Source organism: Dactylosporangium sp. NPDC051087 (assembly GCF_055586325.1).
Map to the genome: position 1 here is coordinate 135,350 of NZ_JBVJIJ010000019.1, position 21,137 is coordinate 156,486.

Sequence of the window (21,137 nt, forward strand, 5' to 3'; positions counted from 1 at the left end):
GGCGCCGGTCATAGCGTTCGCCGCAACGCGTCACCCGCCTGGAGGAGGTGTGTCCCCGTTGGATAAACCCTTGGACGGTCCCGCGGCCCTGACCGCGCGCGGTCTGACCCGTGACTTCCGCGGGTTCCGGGCCGTCGACACGGTCGACCTGACCGTCGCGGCCGGCAGCGTGCACGCGCTCGTCGGCCCCAACGGCGCCGGCAAGACGACACTGTTCAACCTGCTCACGGGGTTCCTCGCGCCGACCGCCGGGCGGATCGAGCTCGGCGGCGCCGACATCACCGGACTGCCGCCGGAGCGGGTCGCCCGGCTCGGCGTCGCCCGGTCGTTCCAGATCACCAGCCTGTTCCCGCAGCAGACCGCGCGCACCCACGTGGAGCTCGCGCTGCAGAGCGCCACCAGCCTCGGCTGGTCGTTCTGGCGCAGCCACCGGCTCCTGGACCGCTTCTCGGCCCGCGCCGGGGAGCTGCTCGACCTCGTCGGCCTAGGCGACGCGGGGGAGACCCTCGCCGGCAGCCTCGCGTACGGGCGGAAACGCGCCCTGGAGCTGGCGATCGCCCTCGCGCTCGACCCGAAGGTGCTCCTGCTGGACGAGCCCACCGCCGGCATGGGCCTGGAGGACGTCGACCGCACCGTCGAGCTCATCGCCGCCGTCCGGGACGGCCGCACGGTGGTCCTGGTCGAGCACAACATGCGCGTCGTCGGCCGGCTCGCCGACACCGTCACGGTCCTGCAGGCCGGTCGCGTGCTGGTCGAGGGCCCTTATGAGGAGGTCCGCGCCGATCCGCGGGTCATCGAGGCCTATCTCGGGAGCTCCGATGCTGCACATTGAGGGCCTTTCCGCGTGGTACGGCGAAGCGCAGGTGCTGCGCGACGTCGACCTGGACATCGAGCGGGGCGAGGTGGTCACGCTCTGCGGGCGCAACGGCGCCGGCAAGACCACCCTGCTGCGCTGCGTCATGGGGCTGCACGCGGCGCAGTCCGGAGTCGTCCGGCTCGACGGCGACGACCTCACCCGCCGCAAGGTCCACCAGCGGGCCCGCCGCGGCCTCGGCTGGGTGCCCGACGACCGCGGCGCCTACGCCACCCTCACCGTCGCCGAACACCTCACGCTCCCGCCCGTCGTCGGTCCCGCCCCGTGGAGCCTGGACCAGGTCCACGAGGCGTTCCCGGCGCTGTACACCCGCCGCTCCAGCCCCGCCACCAAGCTCTCCGGCGGCGAGCAGCAGATGCTCGCCCTCGCCCGGGTGCTGCGGATGGGCGCCACCGTGCTGCTCTGCGACGAGCCCACCGAGGGCCTCTCGCCGCTGCTGGTCCAGCAGGTCGGCGAGATCCTGCGGCGGGCCAAGGAGCACGGCGTCACGGTCCTGCTCGTCGAGCAGAATCTGCACTTCGCCACCACGGTCGCCGACCGCCACTACCTCCTCGCCGAGGGGCGGATCGTCGGCACCTTCGACAACACCGACATCCACTCCCGCGAGGCCGAACTCCTCGCACACCTCGGGATCTAGGGGATATTTCGTGAAAAAGACTCTCGCGGCCGGTGCCGCGCTCTGCGTCGCCCTGTCAGGCTGCGGCGGCGGTGGTCCCCGCGGCGGCGGCGACTCGAAGCTCACCGGCGACAAGCTGGTGCTCGGCGTCCTCAACGACCAGTCCGGCGTCTACGCGCAGCTGTCGGGCAAGAACTCCGTCGTGGCCGTGAACATGGCGATCGAGGACTTCAAGGCCAAGTACGGCGACAAGGCGATCACGAAGAACATCTCGGTGGAGACCGCCGACCACCAGAACAAGCCCGACGTGGCGAACACCCGCGCCGCGGAGATGTACGACCGGCTCGGCGTCGACGCCATCCTCGACGTGCCCACGTCCTCGGCCGCGCTGAAGGTCGCCGACGTCGCGAAGGCGCAGAAGAAGCTCTACTTCAACATCTCCGGCGCCACCACCGACCTGACCGGCAAGTCCTGCAACAAGTACACGTTCCACTACGCCTACGACACCGCGATGCTCGCCAACGGCACCGGCACCGCGGCGACCCAGGCGGGCGCGAAGAACTGGTACATCGTCTACCCCGACTACGCCTTCGGCCAGGACATGGAGAAGTCCTTCAAGGCCGCCATCGCCAAGGGCGGCGGCAGCGTCGTGGCCAGCGACCCGACCCCGTTCCCGAACGACAACTTCTCCACGTTCCTGCTCAAGGCGCCGACCCTGAACCCGAAGCCGGACGTGCTGGGCACCATGCAGGCCGGCGCGGACCTGGTGAACCTGGTGAAGCAGTACAACGAGTTCAAGCTGCGGGACAAGGGCGTCGGGCTCGCCGTCGGGCTCATGTTCCTCACCGACATCCACTCGCTGACCCCGGACGCCCTGGCCGGCACGACGTTCACCGAGGCGTGGTACTGGAACTTCGACGCCGAGAACCGCGCCTGGGCCGACAAGTTCGCCGCCAAGGCAGGCGGGCAGCGGCCCACCTTCGCGCACGCCGCGAACTACTCCGCGGCGCTGCAGTACCTGGAGGCGGTGCAGGCCGCCGGTACCGACGACGCCGACGCCGTGGTAAAGCAGCTGGAAGGCAAGAAGGTCAACGACTTCTTCCTCCGCAACGGCGAGTTCCGCGCCGCCGACCACCGGGTGCTGCACGACGCCTACCTGGCCAAGGTCAAGCCCGGCAGCGAGGTCAAGGAGCCCTGGGACTACGAGCAGATCGTGAAGACGATCCCCGCCCAGGAGGCGTTCCGCGCCCCGTCGGCCGACTGCAAGCTCTAGTCCGATGGGTTTCCTCACCCACACCTTCAACGGACTGGTCGGGGGCAGCTTCTACGCGTTGCTCGCCCTCGGCCTGGCCGTGATCTTCGGCATGCTGCGGGTGGTGAACTTCGCCCACGGCGCGTTCTACATGCTCGGCGCGTTCGGCGCCTACGTGCTGCTCGCCGAGGCCGGCGTCTCGTTCTGGTGGGCGCTGCTCGCGGTGCCGCTCGTCGCCGGGCTCCTCGGGATCCTGCTCGAGCGGGGCCTGATCCGCCGGCTGTCCACATTGGACCCGCTGTACAACTTCCTGCTCACCTTCGGGCTGACGCTGATGCTGCAGGACGTGGTGAAGTCGCGGTACGGCTCGCAGTCCAACCCCTACGACGCCCCGGCCGGGCTGCGCGGCACCGTCGACCTCGGGCTGTTCGACTTCCCGGCGTACCGGGTGTTCGTCTTCGGCGTCGCCGTGCTGCTGTGCGTCGCCGTGTGGTGGCTGCTGACCCGCACCCGGGTCGGCACCGTCGTGCGGGCCGCGACCGAACGGCCGGAGCTCACCCGGGCCCTCGGCATCGACGTCGGGCGGTGGATCGCACCCGTGTTCGGCTTCGGGGTCGCCCTCGCCGCGCTCGCCGGGGTCCTGGCGGCGCCGATGCGGGCGGTGAACCCGCTCATGGGCGCCGACCTCATCATCGGCGTCTTCGCGGTCGTCGTCATCGGCGGGCTCGGCTCGGTCTTCGGCAGCGTCGCCGCCGGCTTCGGCATCGGGCTGCTGCAGGCGTGGAGCGAGGCCTACGGCCCGGCGCTGCTGGCGCAGACGCTCATCTTCCTGGTCATGGCCCTGGTGCTGCTCTTCCGGCCGGCCGGGCTCTTCGGGCGGGAGGAACAACCCACATGACCTCGTTGATCCTGCAACGGGTGCGCACCCCGCAATGGGTGGGCTGGCTGCTGGTTGCCGTCGGTGCGGTCGTGGCGCTCTGGCTGCCCAACGGGCTCTACCCGGCGGTCGCCGTCGACATGCTCTGCTGGGCGCTGTTCGCCGTCGCCATCGACCTGCTGCTCGGGTACGGCGGGCTGCTCTCCTTCGGGCACGCCGCCTTCTGGGGCACCTCGGCGTACACCGCCGGGCTCATCGCGGCGCGGGCCGGCGTGCCCTTCCCGGTCGCGGTGCTCGGCGGCGCCCTCGCCGCGGCCGCCCTCGCGGTGCCGATCGGCTACCTCGCCGTGAAGCGGTCCGGGATCTACTTCGCGATGGTGACCCTGGCCTTCGCGCAGATGGTGTACTTCGTGGCCAACGAGTGGTCGTCGGTGACCGGCGGCGAGAACGGGCTGCAGAGCGTGCCGCGGGAGCTGTTCGGGCTGGACCTGTCCGACCCGTACTACTTCTACTACGCCGCGCTGCCCCTCGCGGCGCTCGGGATGCTCCTGGCCTGGCGGATCGTGCACTCGCCCTTCGGCCGGGTGCTCGTGGCGATCCGGGACAACCCGGCGCGGGCCCGGGCGCTGGGGTATCCGGCACACCGGTACAAACTGCTCGCCTTCGTCCTGTCGGCGTTCGTCGCGGGGCTCGGCGGCGGGCTCTTCGCCGTCGCGCACGGCTTCGTGTCCCTGGACGTCGTGCACTGGACGACGTCCGGCAAGGGCGTGGTCCTCGTCGTGCTCGGCGGGATCGGCACGCTGTGGGGCGGGGTGGTCGGCGCGGCCCTCGTCGTCAACCTGGAGGACCAGCTGTCGCAGGCCGGCTTCACGCTGATCGGCCTGGTCACCGGCGGCATCTTCGTCCTGGTGGTGCTGCTCTTCCGGCGCGGCCTGTGGGGGTCGGTGGTGGCGCTGCTCAAGCGGCTGTGATCGCGGGCACATTCTGATACGAGACGGTTCCGTATCGCTTCGCCTTGCTCTAGCTTGGTTGAGGATACGGAACTGTTCCGTATCGTATCGCGTTCGCTTCACTGGGGGCCTTGTTTCATGGACGCCACCGCATCCAACACCGGACATCCTCGACGCTGGGCAATTCTCGGCGTGCTCGTCATCAGCCTGCTCGTCGTCGTGCTGGACAACACCGTCCTCAACGTCGCCATGCGCACGATCGCCGACCCCGTGCACGGCCTGGGCGCGACCCAGAGCGAGCTGGAGTGGTCGATCAACTCCTACACCCTGGTCTTCGCCGGCCTGCTCTTCACCGCCGGCATCCTCGCCGACCGCCTCGGCCGGCGGATCACGCTGACCGTCGGTCTCGTGCTCTTCGGCATCGCCTCGCTGGTCTCCGCCTACGCGGACTCGCCGGCCCAGCTGATCTGGGCCCGCGCCCTCATGGGCCTCGGCGCCGCGGCGGTCATGCCGTCCACGCTCTCGATCATCGCCAACGTCTTCGACCCGCGGGAGCGGGCCAAGGCGATCGGCGTGTGGGCCGGCGCCGTCGGCCTCGGCGTCGCGATCGGCCCGATCGTCGGCGGCCTGCTCCTGGAGCACTTCTGGTGGGGCTCGGTCTTCCTGATCAACGTCCCGATCGTCGTCGCCGGCGTCATCCTCGTCAGCGTCCTCATCCCCGAGTCGAAGGACCCGCGCCCGGGCCGTATCGACTTCGTCGGTGTCGTGCTGTCCATCATCGGTCTGACCCTGCTCACGTACGGCGTGATCGAAGGCGGCGAGTCCGGCTTCGGCGCGATCACCTCGTGGGGCACGCTGCTCGCGTCGGTCGTCGTCCTCGCCGCGTTCGTGATCTACGAGCGGCGCATCGAGTTCCCGTCGCTGGACGTGAAGCTCTTCGCCAACCGCCAGTTCTCGGCCTCCACCGCGATGATCGGCCTGGTCTTCTTCGCCGCGATGGGCGCCATGTTCACCAGCGCCTTCTACCTGCAGCTGGTCCGCGGCTACGGCCCCCTCGCCTCCGGCGCGCTGTTCGTGCCGTTCGCGCTCGGCCAGCTCGTCTTCGCCCCGCGCAGCGCCGCCATGGTCAAGCGCTTCGGCCCCAAGGCCGTCAGCACCGTCGGTCTGCTCCTGGTCGCGCTCGGCCTCACCGGCTGGATCTTCATCGGTGCCGAGACGCCGATCTGGGTCGTCGGCGCGCTGTTCTTCGTCATGGGCACCGGCATGGCCAACGTGATGCCGCCGGCCACCGAGGCCATCATGGCCGCGCTGCCCCGGGAGAAGGCCGGCGTCGGATCGGCCGTCAGCAACACCATCCGCCAGGTCGGCGGCGCCCTCGGTGTGGCCGCCCTCGGCGCGGTCATCAGCTCCTACTACCGCAGCGGCGTCGAGTCCTCCACGACCGGCCTGCCGGCCGCCGCGAAGGCCGTCGCCGACGAGTCCATCTCCGGTGCGTACGGTGTCGCGGCGAACGCCGGGCCCGCCGGGCAGGCGCTGATCCAGCACGCCAACGACGCCTTCATCACCGCGATGCACTACTCGGCGATCGGCTCCGCGATCTTCGCGGTCCTCGGTGCCGCCGTCGCCTTCACCTGGCTGCCCGGCAAGCGCCCGGCGACCGCTCCCGCGCCCAGCACCGCGGAGAGCCTCGCCGAGGAGCAGGGTGTCGAGCTGGTAGACGTGTGATGACCTGCGGACGAGCCGGCAGTGGCTTCCGGGTGGGATCTCGGGAACAATGGAAGCCATGACGACGGCGAGCGTGGATGTGGTGGCCGACCAGGACCGCAAGGGTCCCGGCCGGCCCCGCAGCGCCCGCGCGGACGAAGCGATCATCGAGGCGGTCCTGGAGCTGCTCAGCGGCGGCCAGAGCGCCGACGCCCTCTCGATCGAGGCGGTCGCGGCGAAGGCGGGCGTGGGCAAGGCGACGATCTACCGCCGCTGGCCCAACAAGGAAGCCCTCCTCATCGACGCCGTCACCACGATGAAGGGCCCCGTCCCGGAGCCCGCGGGCATCTCGGTCCGCGACGACCTGGTCGCCCTGATCGCCGGCATGCGCACCAAACGCATGCACCACTACGGCAAGGTCACCGCGTGCCTGCTGCCCGAGCTCGTCAAGGGCGAGGAGATGCACAAGGTGTATCAGGCCGGCGTCGTCGAACCCCGCCGCAACGTGATGCGCGGCGTCCTGCTGCGCGGGGTGGAGAGCGGCGAGCTGCGCGCCGACCTCGACGTGGAGCTGACGCTGCTCATGCTGTCGGGCCCGGCGATCGCGCAGAACATGCTGCGGTGGAACCCGGCGGTGCCCGACGAGGGCTTCGCCGAACACCTGGTCGACGCCGTCCTCCGCGGCGCCCGCGCCTGACACCCCACCAACGCCTGCTCTCCCCGGCCGGGGCCGGCCCCGCCGAACGCCGGTCCCCGTCGCGCTCGATCCCCGTAGTGCGTCGATCTCGGTAGTACGGCGATCTCGGTAGTACGGCGGTCCCCGGATATGTCGGCTCGCTTCGCTCCCCGACATATCCGACATTTCGGTTATGCCCCATCCGCCCGACCGGCGTCGCGCCACCCATGATCCGGAAGAGTTTTCGCTGCCATAGCGACAAAAACTCTTCCGGATCATGGTGTAGGCGGGCGCACCCACGATCCCGAGCGGCTCCGGCCACCCCGACTGCTCAGACGGGACTGGATCGTGGCCACGCCGCGGTGATTTGGAAGACCTCGTGCACCTCTGGCCGCACAAGGTCTTCCGGATCATGAGGGAGGCAAGTCCTGCCCCGCGACCCTGAGCTCCGGCGGCCCCGGCCATCAACATGGGCGTGGGATTGCGGGTTGCGTCGCGGTGATCCGGTAGACCTCGTGCACCTCTGGCCGCACAAAGTCTTCCGGATCATGGGGAGGGCGGCCACCGGGATGCCGCGTGAGCGGATCCCAGCCAGCGCGCCGCGCGGCTGTGCGTCGCGGAGCGGCGCATTGGGGGTCCGGGGTGAGAATCCCCCGGCGGGACCCGCGCGCAGCGTGGGGCGGCGAGCCTATCGCCGAAGGCGACACAGCGGGTAACAGCCAGTCAGTTGGTGCGGAGGCGGTGCAGGCGGAGGGCCAGCTGGACCTCCAGGGCGCGTTCCGGTTTCTGCCAGTCCGCGCCCAGCAGCTGGCCGATGCGTTCCAGCCGTTGCGTCACCGTGTTCACGTGGACGTGCAGCAGTTCCGCGGCCCTGGCCAGGCTGCCGCCCACCCCGAAGTACGCCTCCAGCGTCTTGACCAGCGCCGTCCCGCGCCGCACGTCGTAGTCCACGACAGGGCCGATCGTCGAGCCGAGGAACGCGTCCACGTCCCGGTCCCGGCCGTCGGGCGCGGAGCCCAGCAGGAGCCCCACGAAGCCCAGCTCGGCCGTGCTCGCCCCGGCCCCGCCCCGCCCGAGCGCGGCGAGGGCGATGACGCACCGGTCCGCGTCCCGGTACGCCGCGGCGATGCCGGCGGGACCGGTCGCGGGGCCGCCGGCGCCGGCGGTGACCGGACGGCCGAGGAGCTTGCCGAGGTCGCGGGCGACGACCCGGGCCAGGGGGCCGGCCGCGTCGCCGGGCAGGAGCAGGACCACGTGACCGTCGCGCGCCGCGGCCAGGCCGCCGCGGGTCTGGGCGTACGTCTGGGCCCAGGACACCGCGCGCTGGCGGGCCGAGCCGCCGGCGATCGCGTCCTCGCCGACGGCCACGACGACGCTGGGGGCGTCCAGGTCGACGCCGAGGCGTTTCGCGCGGGTGCGCAGGGAGTCGGCGTCGCGGACGGGGCGGGTGATGACGTCGTCGAGGAGCTCGCCGCGGACCCGGCTCTCGGCCTCGGCGACGGTGCGCCGGAAGAGCTGCAGCAGCGCCGTGACCACCGCGGCCCGCTCCAGGATCCGCTGGTCGGCGTCGACGAGGGGCCGGTCGGGTCGCAGCACCAGCGCGCCGAGGTTCTCCGCGCCCGCCACGACCGCGGCGAGCCAGAGCGGTCCCCGCCGGACGCTGCGGCCTTCGGTACGGGAGGCGGCGAGCGCCTCGGCGAAGGCGCTGGCGTCGGGTGCGTCCAGGACGCCGACGCTGGCCTGCTGCCGGCCGTCGGCGTCCAGGACCAGCAGGTCGCCGCCGAGGACCTCGGTGACGACCTCGGCGATGTCCTCGACGCCGGCGCCGCGCAGGACGAGGGCCGTCATGCGGTCGTGGGCGGCGGCGGCGCGCTCGACGGAGTCGCTGTGGGCGCGGACCATGCCGTTGGCGGCGGAGAGCTCCTCCAGGGCCGCCTGGGTCTCGCCGAGCAGCCGCGCGGTGTCGATGGCGACGGCGGCGTTCGCGGCGAGCGAGACGAGCAGCGACACCTCTTCGCGGGCGAACGGGCGGGCGGAGCGGTTGGCGGCGTACAGGACGCCGATGATGCGCGAGCCGAGCCGCAGCGGCACCCCGAGGATCGCGACGAGGCCCTCCTCGCCGACGCCGGCGTCGATGTCGCCGGTGTGCCGGAAGCGGGCGTCCTCGGGGTAGTTGGCCGTCACGTACGGGCTGCCGGTCTGCGCGACGAGCCCGCCGAGCCCGGCGCCCATCGGCAGCCGCAGGGCCTGGAACTTGGCGGAGATCGAGCCGTCGGTGACCCGCATGTAGGTGTCGCCGTGCTGTTCGTCGTTGAGCGTCATGTACGCCACGTCGGCGCCGAGCAGTGTGCGGGCGCGGTGCACGATCGCGGCGAGGACGGCGTCGACGTCGCGGAGGCCGGCGAGGTCGCTGGCGGTGTCGAAGAGGCCGGACAGCTCCTCCTCGCGGCGCCGCCGGCGCTCCAGCAGGGCGCGGACGCGCAGGGCGACGACCTTCGCCTGCTCCAGCTCGGCGAGGCGGTCCGGTGGCAGGCCGGCGTTGCGGGCGGCGACGAGCGGGCCCTCGAACTCGACGGCGGCGGCCTCCCGCGCGAGCAGCTCCAGGTACTCCAGCATCGTCACACCCCCATTGTGCTAGTGCGCGGTCCAGCCGCCGTCGATCGCGACCGACGCGCCGGTGATGAACCCGGCCGCGTCGCTGCACAGGTACGCGACGAGCTCGGCGACCTCGGAGGGCTCGATCAGCCGCTTGATGGCCGCGCTGGTGAGCATGATCTTCTCGACGACCTCGGTCTCGTCGATGCCGTGGGTGGCCGCCTGCGCGGCGATCTGGCCCTCGACGAGGGGGGTGCGCACGTACGCCGGGTTGATGCAGTTGCTCGTGACGCCGTGCGGCGCGCCTTCCAGGGCGACGGTCTTGGAGAGGCCTTCGAGCGCGTGTTTCGCCGTCACGTACGCCGACTTGAACGGCGACGAGCGCAGGCCGTGCACGGAGGAGATGTTGACGACGCGGCCCCAGCCGTTCGCGTACATGTGCGGCAGGACGCGCCGGGTGAGCCGGAACGGCGCCTCGACCATCACGGTCTGGATGTAGGCGAACCGCTCCGGCGGGAAGTCCTCCAGCGGCGCGACGTGCTGCAGCCCGGCGTTGTTGACCAGGATGTCGGCGTCCCAGTGGCCGTCGAGCAGCCGTTCCGCGGCGGTGAGGTCGGCGAGGTCGGCGACCACCGGGACCAGGCCAGGCTCGTCGGCGAGGAGCTCGAGCGACGCCGCGTCACGGTCGACGGCGACCACCTTCGCCCCGGCGGCGGCCAGGCGGACGGCGACGCCGCGGCCGATGCCGCTGCCCGCGCCCGTCACCAGTGCGGTCCGGCCACGCAGGTCCAGGGAGACCACCTGGTGCGGCGGGACGGGATGTGGCGTCGTCATGGCGGGAAACGTACGAGCCTTCGCGCGTGGGTCCCATGGGGGCCGCCCACATACCTTCGCCGCACTCGGTGTGTGTGTCGCGCCGCCGGTACGGATGGGGCGTCGGCTACTGTGTCGAACACACGTATGAGGGGGTTGCGGTGCGCGTGCTGGGGGTCGACCCGGGGCTGACCCGTTGCGGGGTCGGCGTGGTCGAGGGCGTGCCCGGCAGGCCGTGCAAGCTCGTGCACTACGAGGTCGTCACCAGCGACCCGGACACGGACCTGGCGCACCGGCTGCTCAACCTCGACGAGCGGCTGACCGCCCTGGTCGCCGAGCACCGTCCCGAGTCGGTCGCCGTGGAGCGGGTCTTCAGCCAGCACAACGTCCGCACCGTCATGGGCACCGCCCAGGCGGGCGCCGTCGCGATCCTGGTCGCCGCGCGGGCCGGCCTGCCGGTGCAGACCTACACGCCGAGCGAGGTGAAGGCCGCCGTGAGCGGCAACGGCTCCGCCGACAAGGCACAGGTGACGGCGATGGTCACCCGGCTGCTGCGGCTCAGCGTCGCGCCCCGGCCCGCCGATGCCGCCGACGCCCTGGCTCTGGCAATCTGTCATGTCTGGAGGGGCGGCACCAGGGACCGCATCCAGGCGGCGCTGAGGAGAGCACGATGATCGCGAGTGTGCGGGGGCGGGTCGCCGCCGTGTCGCCGGACGGGGCCGTGATCGAGGTGGGCGGGGTCGGCCTCGCCGTGCAGTGCTCGCCGCACACCATCGCGGAGCTGCGGGTCGGGCAGGAGGCGCGGCTGGCCACGTCGCTGGTCGTGCGCGAGGACTCGCTGACCCTGTACGGCTTCGCCGACGACGAGGCCAAGCAGCTGTTCGAGCTGCTGCAGACCGCGTCCGGGGTCGGGCCGCGGCTGGCCCAGGCGGTCCTCGCCGTGCACACCCCCGACGTCGTGCGCCGGGCGATCGCCGGCAACGACACCTCGACGCTGACCCGGGTGCCGGGCATCGGCAAGAAGGGCGCGGAGCGGCTGGTCCTGGAGCTGCGCGACAAGATCGGCGCGCTGCCCGGCGACGGCGCGGCGCTCGTCGGGGTCGGCGCCGGGGCGGTGTGGGCCGAGCAGGTCCGGCAGGCGCTCACCGGTCTCGGCTGGACCGCCGGGCAGGCGGACCAGGCCGTCGCCGCCGTCGCCGAGCAGCTCGACGGCGGCACGGTGCCGCCGGTGCCGGTGCTGCTGAAGCAGGCCATCCGCATGCTGGGCACCATCCGGTGACCGACCCACTCGTCAGTGCCTATGCGGGCGAGGACGACCGGGCCGCCGAGCAGAGCGTCCGGCCGAAGCGGCTCGCCGAGCTGATCGGCCAGCACCGGGTCCGGGAGCAGCTCGACCTGCTGCTGCAGAGCGCCCTGCGGCGCGGCAGCCCGCCGGACCACATCCTGCTGTCCGGCCCGCCGGGGCTGGGCAAGACGACCATGGCCATGATCGTCGCCGCGGAGCTGTCCGCCGGCCTGCGGATGACCAGCGGCCCGGCGATCGAGCGCGCCGGTGACCTCGCCGCGGTGCTGACCAGCCTGTCGCGCGGCGACGTGCTGTTCATCGACGAGATCCACCGCATCGCGAAGCCCGCCGAGGAGCTGCTGTACAGCGCCATGGAGGACTTCCGCGTCGACGTCGTGGTCGGCAAGGGCCCGGGGGCGACCGCGATCCCGATCGACGTGGAGCCCTTCACGCTGGTCGGCGCGACGACCCGCAGCGGTCTGCTCACCGGCCCGATGCGGGACCGCTTCGGGTTCGTCGGCCAGCTGGAGTTCTACGACCCGGACGAGCTGGAGCTGATCATCGCCCGGTCCGCGCGGATCCTGGACGTGCCGATCACCGACGAGGGCTCCGTCGAGATCGGGCGGCGCTCCCGCGGTACCCCGCGTATCGCCAACCGGCTGCTGCGCCGCGTCCGCGACTACGCCGAGGTGCGCGGCACCGGCGTGGTCGACCTGGCCGCCGCGAAGGCCGCCCTCGCCGTCTACGACGTCGACGAGCTGGGTCTGGACCGGCTGGACCGGGCGGTGCTGCACGCGCTGATCCGGCAGGGCGGGGGACCGGTCGGGCTGTCGACCCTCGCCGTCGCCGTGGGTGAGCAACCCGACACCGTCGAAGAGGTCTGTGAACCTTTCCTGCTGCGGACGGGTCTGCTCGCCCGCACTCCGCGTGGGCGGGTGGCCACGCCGAGTGCCTGGCGCCATCTCGGTCTCCCAGTCCCCGCTGGTACCGTCGGTGGCGGGACCCACGCAGGGGGAATATCACCGCAAATGCCCGATCTTTTCAGCTTGGAGCCGTAGCGTCCCAAGCTGTCGTGATCGGACCGTGATAGACGCCGGTCTGCGTGTCTTCCGACACACCGACTAGACTCGCCGCGGTCCGCCGCGCGGACTTCATACTTCGCTCGGGCCGCCCAGGCAACTGGGTTCCGAGCCGACCGGAAGGCCAAGATCGTGCTGCACGCCGAGGCGCAGGGTTCAGGGGGCGGTGGGCTCTCCAGTCTGCTGCTGATCGTCGGGGTCTTCGTCCTGATCTACTTCATGATGATCCGCCCGCAGCAGAAGCGCCGCCGGGAAGTCCAGAACATGCAGTCCACGATGGGTATCGGCGACGAGATCATCACGGTTGGTGGCCTGTATGGCACGATCCGTGAGATCGACGACGAGAGTGTTCTGCTGGAGATCGCGCCTGGCGTCACCGCCAGATACGCCAAGGCCGCGATCGGCAAGGTGAACCAGAAGGCCGTCAGCGACGACGCCGTCGAGGACGAGGCCACCGAGACGGACGAGGCGCCGGCGCCCGGGACCACGCCTGCCAACCAGCCCAAGTCCATCGACTGACCGCCGCCACCACGAACAAGCACGCCGCGCACCCCGCCGGCGTTAGTGCAGGGAGACCCGACAGCCGTGGCACAACCTCAGGCACCGATGCACCCGGGCCGTCAGCTCGGTGTGCTCGGCACCATCTTCGTTCTGCTCGCCATCTGGGTGTGGTTCGGCGGTGACGGCGGCTGGCGCGACCGGCTTGAGCCTAACCTCGGCCTCGACCTCATCGGCGGGACCACGGTCACGCTGCAGGCGAAGACCGACACCGGCAAGCCGCCCACGAAAGAGCAGATGGAGACGGCCAAGGACATCATCGACAACCGCGTCAACGGTCTCGGTGTCTCCGAAGCCGAGGTGGTCATCGAGGGTGACACCAACATCGTCGTCTCCCTGCCCGGCAAGAGCGACGACCGGCTGAAGCAGATCGGCCAGACCGCCGAGCTGCGCTTCCGCACGGTGCTCGGGCAGACCCAGGACATCGGCGACACGACCCCGTCGGCGTCCGCGTCCGCCTCGGAGTCCGCGCCCGCGTCGCCGTCGGCGTCCGCGTCGGCCCCCGCGTCGGCCTCGAGCAGCGCGAAGCCGTCCACGTCGGCGTCCGCCCCGGCGTCCGCGTCGGCGCCCGCGTCCTCCGCCCCGGCCTCGGCCGCGCCGTCCGCGTCGTCCTCCGCCCCGGCGGTCGCCGCCGACGTCGCGCAGCAGCGCGCCGCGGTGCAGAAGAAGCTCGGCGACAGCGTCTGGGCCGCCGCCACGGCCGAGACCGGACCGGTCGACCTGTCGGCCGACCCGGCCAAGGCCCAGCTCTACGCGCCGTTCAAGACGCTGACCCCCGAAGAGGTCGCGGTCCTGCCGACGGCGATGCAGTTCAACATCCCGTTCGTCACGTGCGACAAGCTCGACAAGCGCCCGGTCGGCTCGATCCGCAAGGAAGACCAGCCCGCCGTCGCCTGCCAGCCCGGCGTCAAGTACAACCTCGACGTCGCCAAGGTGCTCGGCACCGACGTCTCCAAGGCCGACTCGTCGATCGACTCGACCAACGGCAAGTGGATCGTCACGATCTCCTTCAAGAGCGGCGGCCAGGACAAGTGGACCGACCTGACCCGCGAGGCGTACAACAACGGCACCGACAGCAAGCAGGTCGCCGTCGTGCTGGACAACACGGTCGTCTCCGCGCCGGTCATCGAGAGCGTCATCCCCGGCGACGCGCGGATCACGGGCCAGTTCACCAAGAGTGACACCGAGCTGCTGGCCAACCAGCTGCAGTACGGTGCGCTCCCGCTGTCGTTCGTCCCGCAGGACGCGCAGAGCATCTCCGCCACCCTGGGCAGCTCGCACCTGGAGGCGGGCGTCCTCGCCGCCGGCATCGGCCTGCTGCTGGTCGTGCTCTACTCGTTCTTCTACTACCGGCTGCTCGGCCTGGTCATCACGCTCAGCCTCGTGCTGTCCGGCGCGATGGTCTACATGGCCCTGATCATCCTCGGCCGCACGATGGGCTTCACCCTGACGCTCGCCGGGTTCGCCGGCTTCATCGTGTCACTGGGCGTCGCCGCCGACTCGTTCGTCATCTACTTCGAACGGCTCAAGGACGAGATCCGGGAAGGCCGCAGCCCGCGCAGCGCCGTGCCGCGCGCCTGGGTCCGGGCCCGCCGCACGATCATCTCCGCCAACGCGATCACCCTGCTCGCCGCCGCGGTGCTGTACTTCTTCTCCATCGGCTCGGTCAAGGGCTTCGCGTTCGCCCTGGGCGTCGCGACCATCCTCGACCTCGTCGTCGTGTTCCTGTTCCGCCATCCGATCATGACGATGTTCGCGCGCAGCAAGGCGTTCTTGTCGCCGCGGGTCTCCGGCCTCGGCCGGATCGTCGCCGACCAGCAGCGTCCGAGCACCGGTGTGGCGTCCTCCGCCCCCCGTCGTAACCGCCCGAAGGAGGTCTGACGATGAGCGGCAAAGGTGGCATCGCAGCCCGGCTCTACCGTGGTGAAGCCAACGTCAACGTCGTCGGTCGCCGGCGGCTCTGGTTCACCGTCGCCGGGATCGCCCTGCTGATCGCGATCGGCAGCATGGTGTTCAAGGGCTTCACGCTCGGCATCGAGTTCGAGGGCGGCAACCAGTACAACGTGCCGGTGAGCGTCGGCTCGCTCGACTCGGTCGAGCAGGCGTTCGGCGACGCCGGTGTCGAGGTCAAGACGGGCCAGACGGTCGGTGACAAGCAGTACGTCATCAAGACCGAGCTGATCACCGACACCGCCCGGCAGACCGAGATCAAGGAGAAGGTGGCCGACACCTTCAACATCGACCCGGCCCAGATCAGCGACAGCGCCGTCAGCACCTCCTGGGGCGGCCAGGTCACCAACAAGGCCCTGCTGAGCCTGGTGATCTTCCTGGCGCTGGTGACGGCCTACCTGGTGTTCCGCTTCGAGTGGCGGATGGCGGTGGCGGCGATCGCGTCGCTGCTGCTCGACCTCGTGCTCACCGGCGGCGTGTACTCGCTCGTCGGCTTCGAGGTCACCCCCTCGACCGTCATCGGCTTCCTCACGATCCTCGGTTTCGCGCTGTACGACGTCGTCGTCGTGTTCGACAAGGTGCAGGAGAACACCCGGGGCATCACGGGCAACAACAACAGCACCTACAGCGAGGCCGCCAACCTGGCGGTCAACCAGACCCTGATGCGCTCCATCAACACCGGTCTGGTCGCGCTGCTGCCCGTCGGCGGTCTGCTCTTCATCGGTGCCGGCCTCCTCGGCGCCGGCACGCTGAAGGACCTCGGCCTGGTGCTCTTCATCGGTATGGGCGTCGCGGTCTACTCGTCGATCTTCTTCGCCACGCCCGTCCTGGCGGAGCTCAAGGTCCGCGAGCCGCGGCTGCAGGCGCACGAGGCCCGCGTGGCGAACCGCCGCGTGGCCCTGTCCAAGCAGGCCACCCAGGCACCCGTCGTCGACAGCGACGGCGTGGAGATCGGCCGGTCGGGGGAGCGCTCCGAGATGGCCGGCGCGGCGCCCCGCCCGGGTGCCCGTCCCACCAACCGTCCCGGACAGCCGAAGCGCCCCCGGGCGGGCGGCCGGCCCGGCTCCGGCCGGCGCTGAGGTTCACCAAATCCGTTCACAGGCACGGGCGTCGCTTCGCAGCGGCGCCCGTGCCGCATTTCGCCTGGAGGTAGTTCGGTGGAGATCTCGGAGCTGGTCGCGAGCAAGACCGTCGACGTGCCCGACTTTCCCAAGCCCGGCATCCTGTTCAAGGACCTGATGCCGCTGTTCTCCGACGGACCGGCGTTCGCCGCCGTCGTCGACGCGATCATCGCCGAGCACGGCGCGGACAGCTTCGACGTGGTCGCCGGGATCGAGGCCCGGGGCTTCGTGATCGCCGCCGCCGTCGCGTACGCCACCGGCAAGGGCGTCGTCCCGGTGCGCAAGGCCGGCAAGCTGCCCCGCGCGGTCGTCTCGGCCAGCTACGCCCTGGAGTACGGCGAGGCCGCCCTGGAGGTGCACGAAGACGCCTTCGCCGCCGGTGAGCGGGTCCTCGTCGTCGACGACGTGCTGGCGACCGGCGGTACCGCCGCGGCCGCCCTCGGACTCGTCGAACGCGCGGGCGGGCGGGTCAGCGGCTTCAGCGTCCTGCTGGAGCTGGCCTTCCTCGACGGGCGGTCCAAGGTCGCGCCACGCCCGGTTCATGCCCTGCTGACCGTCTCCTGACCCAGCTTCCGGCGGTTGTTCCGACCTTTTGGAGCCTGGGAATGTCGGTGGGGGCGGGTACGCTTGCGGTTCATACGTTGACGGCGGTGAGGAGTGGCCGGTGACCGGCGACATCGCATCCCCGAAGGGGGGTACGGTCAAGCGGATGGGCGCTGCGTCGACACCGGAGGCGGTCCACGTGCAGGACGACCAGCAACAAGCACCGCAGGGCACCGAACCTGAGACGGCCGAGGCCGGCGGTGTAGTGCTGCAGTTCCCGACCCCCGACGGTGGCAACGGCGGCGGTGGGGTGGCGCACAACCGCCGGTCCACCGACCCCGGCTACACCGGGCCCGCTCCCGCCACCCCCGTGCGCAAGCCGGTGGACGACCTCGGCGAGGACACCGAGGACCTGACCGAGGCGGCCAACTCGATGGCCGGCACCGCCCTGGGCCTGGTCGGCGCCGCGCCGACCGGCCGGCGGGTCCGGGCGCGCCTGGCCAGGTTCAACGCGCCGTGGCAGAGCCCGTCGGTCAGCGAGGTCCTCGAGCCGCTCATCGCGCAGCACAAGGCCAGCCACCCGAAGGCCGACGTCCGGCTGCTCCAGCGCGCGTATGACATGGCCGAGCACTTCCACAAGGGGCAATACCGCAAGTCCGGCGATCCGTACATCACGCATCCCCTCGCGGTCGCCACGATCCTCGCCGACCTGGGCATGGACACCACGACCCTGGTCGCGGCGCTGCTGCACGACACGATCGAGGACACCGAATACACCATCGAGCGCATCCAGGTCGACTTCGGCGGCGAGGTCACGCTCCTCGTCGACGGTGTCACCAAGCTCGACAAGGTCAAGCTCGGCGACGCGGCCAAGGCCGAGACCATCCGCAAGATGGTCGTCGCCATGGCCAAGGACCCCCGCGTCCTGGTCATCAAGCTCGCCGACCGGCTGCACAACATGCGCACCCTGACCTTCCTGCCCCGCGCCAAGCAGGAGCAGAAGGCCAAGGAGACCCTGGAGATCCTGGCGCCGCTCGCGCACCGCCTCGGTATGAACACGATCAAGTGGGAGCTGGAGGACCTCGCGTTCCGCACGCTGTTCCCGAAGCGGTTCGACGAGATCAGCCGGCTCATCGCCGAGCACACCCCGCAGCGCGACTCGCTGCTGCGCACCGTGACCCAGAAGGTCGCCACCGACCTCAAGTCGGCGAAGATCAAGTCGGAGGTCACCGGCCGGCCGAAGCACCTCTACTCCGTCTACCAGAAGATGATCGTCCGGGGCCGCGACTTCGGCGACATCTACGACCTCGTCGGCGTGCGCATCCTCGTCGACACGGTCCGCGACTGCTATGCGGCACTCGGTGTCATCCACGCGAACTGGCAGCCCGTCCCGGGCCGGTTCAAGGACTACATCGCGATGCCGAAGTTCAACATGTACCAGTCGCTGCACACCACCGTGATCGGCCCCACCGGCAAGCCCGTCGAGCTGCAGATCCGCAGCTACGCGATGCACCGCACCGCTGAATACGGCATCGCCGCGCACTGGCGCTACAAGGAGTCGAAGAACGCCACGATCGCCGGCCCGCCCGCCCACATCGACGAGATGACGTGGCTGCGGCAGCTGCTGGACTGGCAGCGGGAGGCGAGCGACCCGTCGGAGTTCCTCGACGCGCTGCGCTTCGACCTCTCCAGCCAGGAGGTCTACGTCTTCACGCCCAAGGGCGACGTGATCGCGCTGACCACCGGCTCGACCCCGGTCGACTTCGCCTACGCCGTGCACACCGAGGTCGGCCACAAGTGCATCGGCGCCCGGGTCAACGGCAAGCTCGTCCCGCTCGAGAGCACGCTGTCCAACGGCGACGTCATCGAGATCTTCACGTCGAAGTCGGAGACCGCCGGCCCCACGCAGGACTGGCTCGGCTTCGTCAAGAGCCCCCGGGCCCGCACCAAGATCCGGCAGTATTTCAACAAGGAGCGCCGCGAGGAGGCGATCGAGGCCGGCAAGGAGGCGATCGTCAAGGCCATGCGCAAGCAGGGCCTGCCCCTGCAGCGCCTCCTGACCTCCGAGTCGCTCCTGACGATCGCCCGCGAGCTGCACCTCGCCGACGTCGCGGCCCTGTATGCCGCCGTCGGCGACGGCCAGGCCTCGGCCCAGTCGATCGTCCAGCGCCTCGTCGCCGGCTACGGGGGCGAGGAGGGCGCCGTCGAGGACATCGCCGAGACCGCCACCCCGACCCGCCCGGCCCGCACCCGCACCGCCGCCTCCGACCCCGGCGTCGAGGTCCTCGGCGTCGACGACGTCTGGATCAAGCTCGCCCGCTGCTGCACCCCGGTCCCCGGCGACGCCGTCTTCGGCTTCGTCACCCGCTCCGGCGGTGTCAGCGTCCACCGCGACGACTGCGCCAACGCGGCGGACCTGAAGGAGCAGCCCGAGCGGGTCCTCGAGGTCAACTGGAAGCCCACCAGCGCCTCCACGTTCCTCGTCGCCATCCAGGTCGAGGCCCTGGACCGCCACAAGCTCCTCGCCGACGTCACCCGGGTCCTCTCCGAGGAGCGCGTCAACATCCTGTCCGCCACCGTGACGACGACCCGCGACAGGGTGGCGATCAGCAGGTTCAGCTTCGAGATGGCCGACCCGAAGCACCTCAACCATCTCCTGGCCGCGGTCCGCCGCATCGACGGCGTCTACGACGCCTACCGCGTCACGTCAGGCGCCTGACCACCCTCTCCCGCCGGGGAGGCCCTGCGCGGCCCACTCGTGGCTCCACGGGCGCCGCCGGGTGCTGCAGGCTCCGCGGGTTCCACCTGAGCGCCACGGGCTCCCAGGGCCTGCCTGAGTGCCGCGGGCTCGTGGGGTCCGCCTGGGTGCCGCGGGGTCGGGTGGCTTGTGCGGGGGTTCTGCCCGGGTGCTGTGGGTTTGCGGGGTCCGCCTGATTGCCCGCAGGTTCGGGGGACCGCCTGATCCCGGAAGCCGGGATTCCAGGCTCGATCGGCGCCCTCGGCCACGGCCCGCGGGTCCACCCACGGCCCGGAGAGGTCGCGACATGACCGCGCACATCACCGGCGCCCCCGCCATCCCCGACCCCGGAGAACGCGCCGCCCGCAACGCCGCTCTGTTCACCGGCAACATCGAAACCGGCTTCTGGGACGACCAGGGCCGCGTCGCCGTCTGACCCGGCGACATCGACGAATGGGCGCCCGAAGCCGACCGGCCCAGCCCCCGCCGGCGCGGAGAACCACCGTCCTGATCTAGAGCTCGAACGGATGCAACTCGACATCCTTGTGAGGGACGTGGATCTGCACCCAGCTGGCGTCGGCCTCCGCCGGCGGACGCTCATCGAAATCCAGCAAGATCATCGACCCGTCCAGATCCAGCACGCCAGCACCATCGGGGGTCAACCGCAGACGCCCGCGCAGGATGACGCAATGTCCACCCGCCAGGATCGCCGGTCCCGGCTCATCTGCGGGTTTCGCGTTCAGACCCCAACTGATCTCGGTGTTGACCGTCCACTCGACATGGTGGCGCCCAAGGGCGGCATCCGGCGCGCCGCACCACGGCACCGCGGTCCGACCCACAGAGGTCTGGACCTGAACCACGGGGAAAGGGCTCCACGCGAACCTGCGGACCCTCTCAACCTCGACCAGCACCCCGCAATCATGCCCCGCCAGCGACCGGCCAGGGCGGACCAATACCGTGAGCCGACCCCAGATCAATTACGTGAGCGCCCACGCGCGCGGGCGCTGTGGGCTTGCGGCGAGGTTCGCCTAGCGCTGCGAGGTTGTGTGGCTTGCACCGAGGTTCTGCCGGGTGCTGCAGGTTCGCGGGTTCGGCCTGGGTGCCGCGGGCTCGTGGGTGCTGCTGCGGACCTGCGCGGGGTTCCGCCTGGGCGCTGCGGCGTGCGGGCTTGTGCCGGGGTTCTCGCCTGAGCGCTGCGGAATCGCGAGTTCCGCCTGGACGACAGCGATCCACCTGGTAGCAACGGGCTGCCGTCCGTGCCCGGGAGCCCCGTGCGTCAGTGGTCCACCAGGTGGCCGCGCAATCGCTGCCCAGGCGGTGAAGCACCGGCACGATCGGCCCTGCGTGGTGCGTCCTGCGAGGCGCCCAGGGTTGGCTGCGGGGCAACGAGCAAAAGAGAAGGGGGGGGGGGGGGGCGGGGGGGGGGGGGCGTGCTCCGCTTGGGTTGGGGGGGGGGGGGGGGGGGGGGGTTTCTGGGGGGGGGGATTTCTCCCTACCTTTTTGGGGT

19 protein-coding genes are annotated in these 21,137 nt (G+C 71.0%); 16 read left to right on the forward strand and 3 right to left on the reverse strand.

What is annotated here, in order from left to right; translation table 11 throughout:
• The first annotated feature begins 70 nt into the window (after window positions 1–70).
• From ACZ6TV_RS33045 to ACZ6TV_RS33075, 7 genes are all read left to right on the forward strand, one after another.
• Complete coding sequence (locus ACZ6TV_RS33045; protein WP_465301569.1) at window positions 71–832, forward strand: ABC transporter ATP-binding protein; 762 nt, start codon at window positions 71–73, stop codon at window positions 830–832.
• Window positions 819–1,511, forward strand: a complete 693-nt coding sequence (locus ACZ6TV_RS33050; RefSeq protein WP_465301322.1) for an ABC transporter ATP-binding protein — start codon at window positions 819–821, stop codon at window positions 1,509–1,511. Before ACZ6TV_RS33045 ends, ACZ6TV_RS33050 begins: the two co-directional genes overlap by 14 nt.
• A 10-nt stretch (window positions 1,512–1,521) precedes the next feature.
• Window positions 1,522–2,763: an ABC transporter substrate-binding protein gene (locus ACZ6TV_RS33055; RefSeq protein ID WP_465301324.1), complete on the forward strand. Its 1,242-nt coding sequence runs from the start codon at window positions 1,522–1,524 to the stop codon at window positions 2,761–2,763.
• Window positions 2,764–2,767: 4 nt separating this feature from the next.
• The gene (locus tag ACZ6TV_RS33060) at window positions 2,768–3,640 is read left to right on the forward strand and encodes a branched-chain amino acid ABC transporter permease (RefSeq protein ID WP_465301326.1); all 873 of its coding nucleotides are present in this window, start codon (window positions 2,768–2,770) and stop codon (window positions 3,638–3,640) included.
• Window positions 3,637–4,590, forward strand: coding sequence for a branched-chain amino acid ABC transporter permease (locus ACZ6TV_RS33065; RefSeq protein WP_465301328.1), 954 nt, complete (start codon window positions 3,637–3,639; stop codon window positions 4,588–4,590). The genes ACZ6TV_RS33060 and ACZ6TV_RS33065 overlap by 4 nt, the downstream gene beginning before the upstream one ends.
• A gap of 117 nt (window positions 4,591–4,707) precedes the next feature.
• The gene (locus ACZ6TV_RS33070) at window positions 4,708–6,294 is read left to right on the forward strand and encodes a DHA2 family efflux MFS transporter permease subunit (protein ID WP_465301330.1); all 1,587 of its coding nucleotides are present in this window, start codon (window positions 4,708–4,710) and stop codon (window positions 6,292–6,294) included.
• A 58-nt stretch (window positions 6,295–6,352) separates the two neighbouring features.
• Window positions 6,353–6,970: a TetR/AcrR family transcriptional regulator gene (locus tag ACZ6TV_RS33075; protein ID WP_465301332.1), complete on the forward strand. Its 618-nt coding sequence runs from the start codon at window positions 6,353–6,355 to the stop codon at window positions 6,968–6,970.
• A 702-nt stretch (window positions 6,971–7,672) separates the two neighbouring features.
• Here ACZ6TV_RS33075 and ACZ6TV_RS33080 read toward each other — a convergent pair.
• Together ACZ6TV_RS33080 and ACZ6TV_RS33085 are read right to left on the reverse strand one after the other, a co-directional pair.
• Window positions 7,673–9,565: a helix-turn-helix domain-containing protein gene (locus ACZ6TV_RS33080; RefSeq protein ID WP_465301571.1), complete on the reverse strand. Its 1,893-nt coding sequence runs from the start codon at window positions 9,563–9,565 to the stop codon at window positions 7,673–7,675.
• Between the two features lie 18 nt (window positions 9,566–9,583).
• The gene (locus ACZ6TV_RS33085; protein ID WP_465301334.1) at window positions 9,584–10,378 is read right to left on the reverse strand and encodes a 3-hydroxybutyrate dehydrogenase; all 795 of its coding nucleotides are present in this window, start codon (window positions 10,376–10,378) and stop codon (window positions 9,584–9,586) included.
• A 140-nt stretch (window positions 10,379–10,518) separates the two neighbouring features.
• On the opposite strand from ACZ6TV_RS33085, the gene ruvC reads away from it, so the two are divergent.
• The 9 genes from ruvC (at window position 10,519) to ACZ6TV_RS33130 (ending at window position 20,066) form a co-directional block, all read left to right on the forward strand.
• Entirely contained in the window at window positions 10,519–11,031 is a 513-nt protein-coding gene (gene ruvC, locus ACZ6TV_RS33090; RefSeq protein ID WP_465301336.1) for a crossover junction endodeoxyribonuclease RuvC, read from the forward strand.
• A complete protein-coding gene (gene ruvA, locus ACZ6TV_RS33095; RefSeq protein ID WP_465301338.1) occupies window positions 11,028–11,636 on the forward strand; it encodes a Holliday junction branch migration protein RuvA in 609 nt (202 codons plus the stop codon). The genes ruvC and ruvA overlap by 4 nt, the downstream gene beginning before the upstream one ends.
• Window positions 11,633–12,700: a Holliday junction branch migration DNA helicase RuvB gene (gene ruvB / locus ACZ6TV_RS33100; protein ID WP_465301340.1), complete on the forward strand. Its 1,068-nt coding sequence runs from the start codon at window positions 11,633–11,635 to the stop codon at window positions 12,698–12,700. Before ruvA ends, ruvB begins: the two co-directional genes overlap by 4 nt.
• 153 nt (window positions 12,701–12,853) lie before the next feature.
• Window positions 12,854–13,240, forward strand: a complete 387-nt coding sequence (gene yajC, locus ACZ6TV_RS33105; protein WP_465301342.1) for a preprotein translocase subunit YajC — start codon at window positions 12,854–12,856, stop codon at window positions 13,238–13,240.
• 66 nt (window positions 13,241–13,306) lie between these two features.
• Window positions 13,307–15,160, forward strand: a complete 1,854-nt coding sequence (secD, locus tag ACZ6TV_RS33110; RefSeq protein ID WP_465301344.1) for a protein translocase subunit SecD — start codon at window positions 13,307–13,309, stop codon at window positions 15,158–15,160.
• Between the two features lie 2 nt (window positions 15,161–15,162).
• Complete coding sequence (secF, locus tag ACZ6TV_RS33115; protein WP_465301346.1) at window positions 15,163–16,308, forward strand: protein translocase subunit SecF; 1,146 nt, start codon at window positions 15,163–15,165, stop codon at window positions 16,306–16,308.
• A gap of 78 nt (window positions 16,309–16,386) precedes the next feature.
• On the forward strand, window positions 16,387–16,914 hold the full coding sequence (locus ACZ6TV_RS33120) for an adenine phosphoribosyltransferase (RefSeq protein WP_465301348.1): 528 nt from the start codon (window positions 16,387–16,389) through the stop codon (window positions 16,912–16,914).
• 145 nt (window positions 16,915–17,059) lie between these two features.
• Window positions 17,060–19,612: a RelA/SpoT family protein gene (locus ACZ6TV_RS33125; RefSeq protein ID WP_465301350.1), complete on the forward strand. Its 2,553-nt coding sequence runs from the start codon at window positions 17,060–17,062 to the stop codon at window positions 19,610–19,612.
• 325 nt (window positions 19,613–19,937) lie between these two features.
• Entirely contained in the window at window positions 19,938–20,066 is a 129-nt protein-coding gene (locus tag ACZ6TV_RS33130) for a hypothetical protein (protein ID WP_465301352.1), read from the forward strand.
• A 76-nt stretch (window positions 20,067–20,142) separates the two neighbouring features.
• Here the strand turns inward: ACZ6TV_RS33130 and ACZ6TV_RS33135 are convergent, their stop codons facing one another.
• On the reverse strand, window positions 20,143–20,541 hold the full coding sequence (locus ACZ6TV_RS33135; protein ID WP_465301354.1) for a hypothetical protein: 399 nt from the start codon (window positions 20,539–20,541) through the stop codon (window positions 20,143–20,145).
• Between the last annotated feature and the right edge of the window lie 596 nt (window positions 20,542–21,137).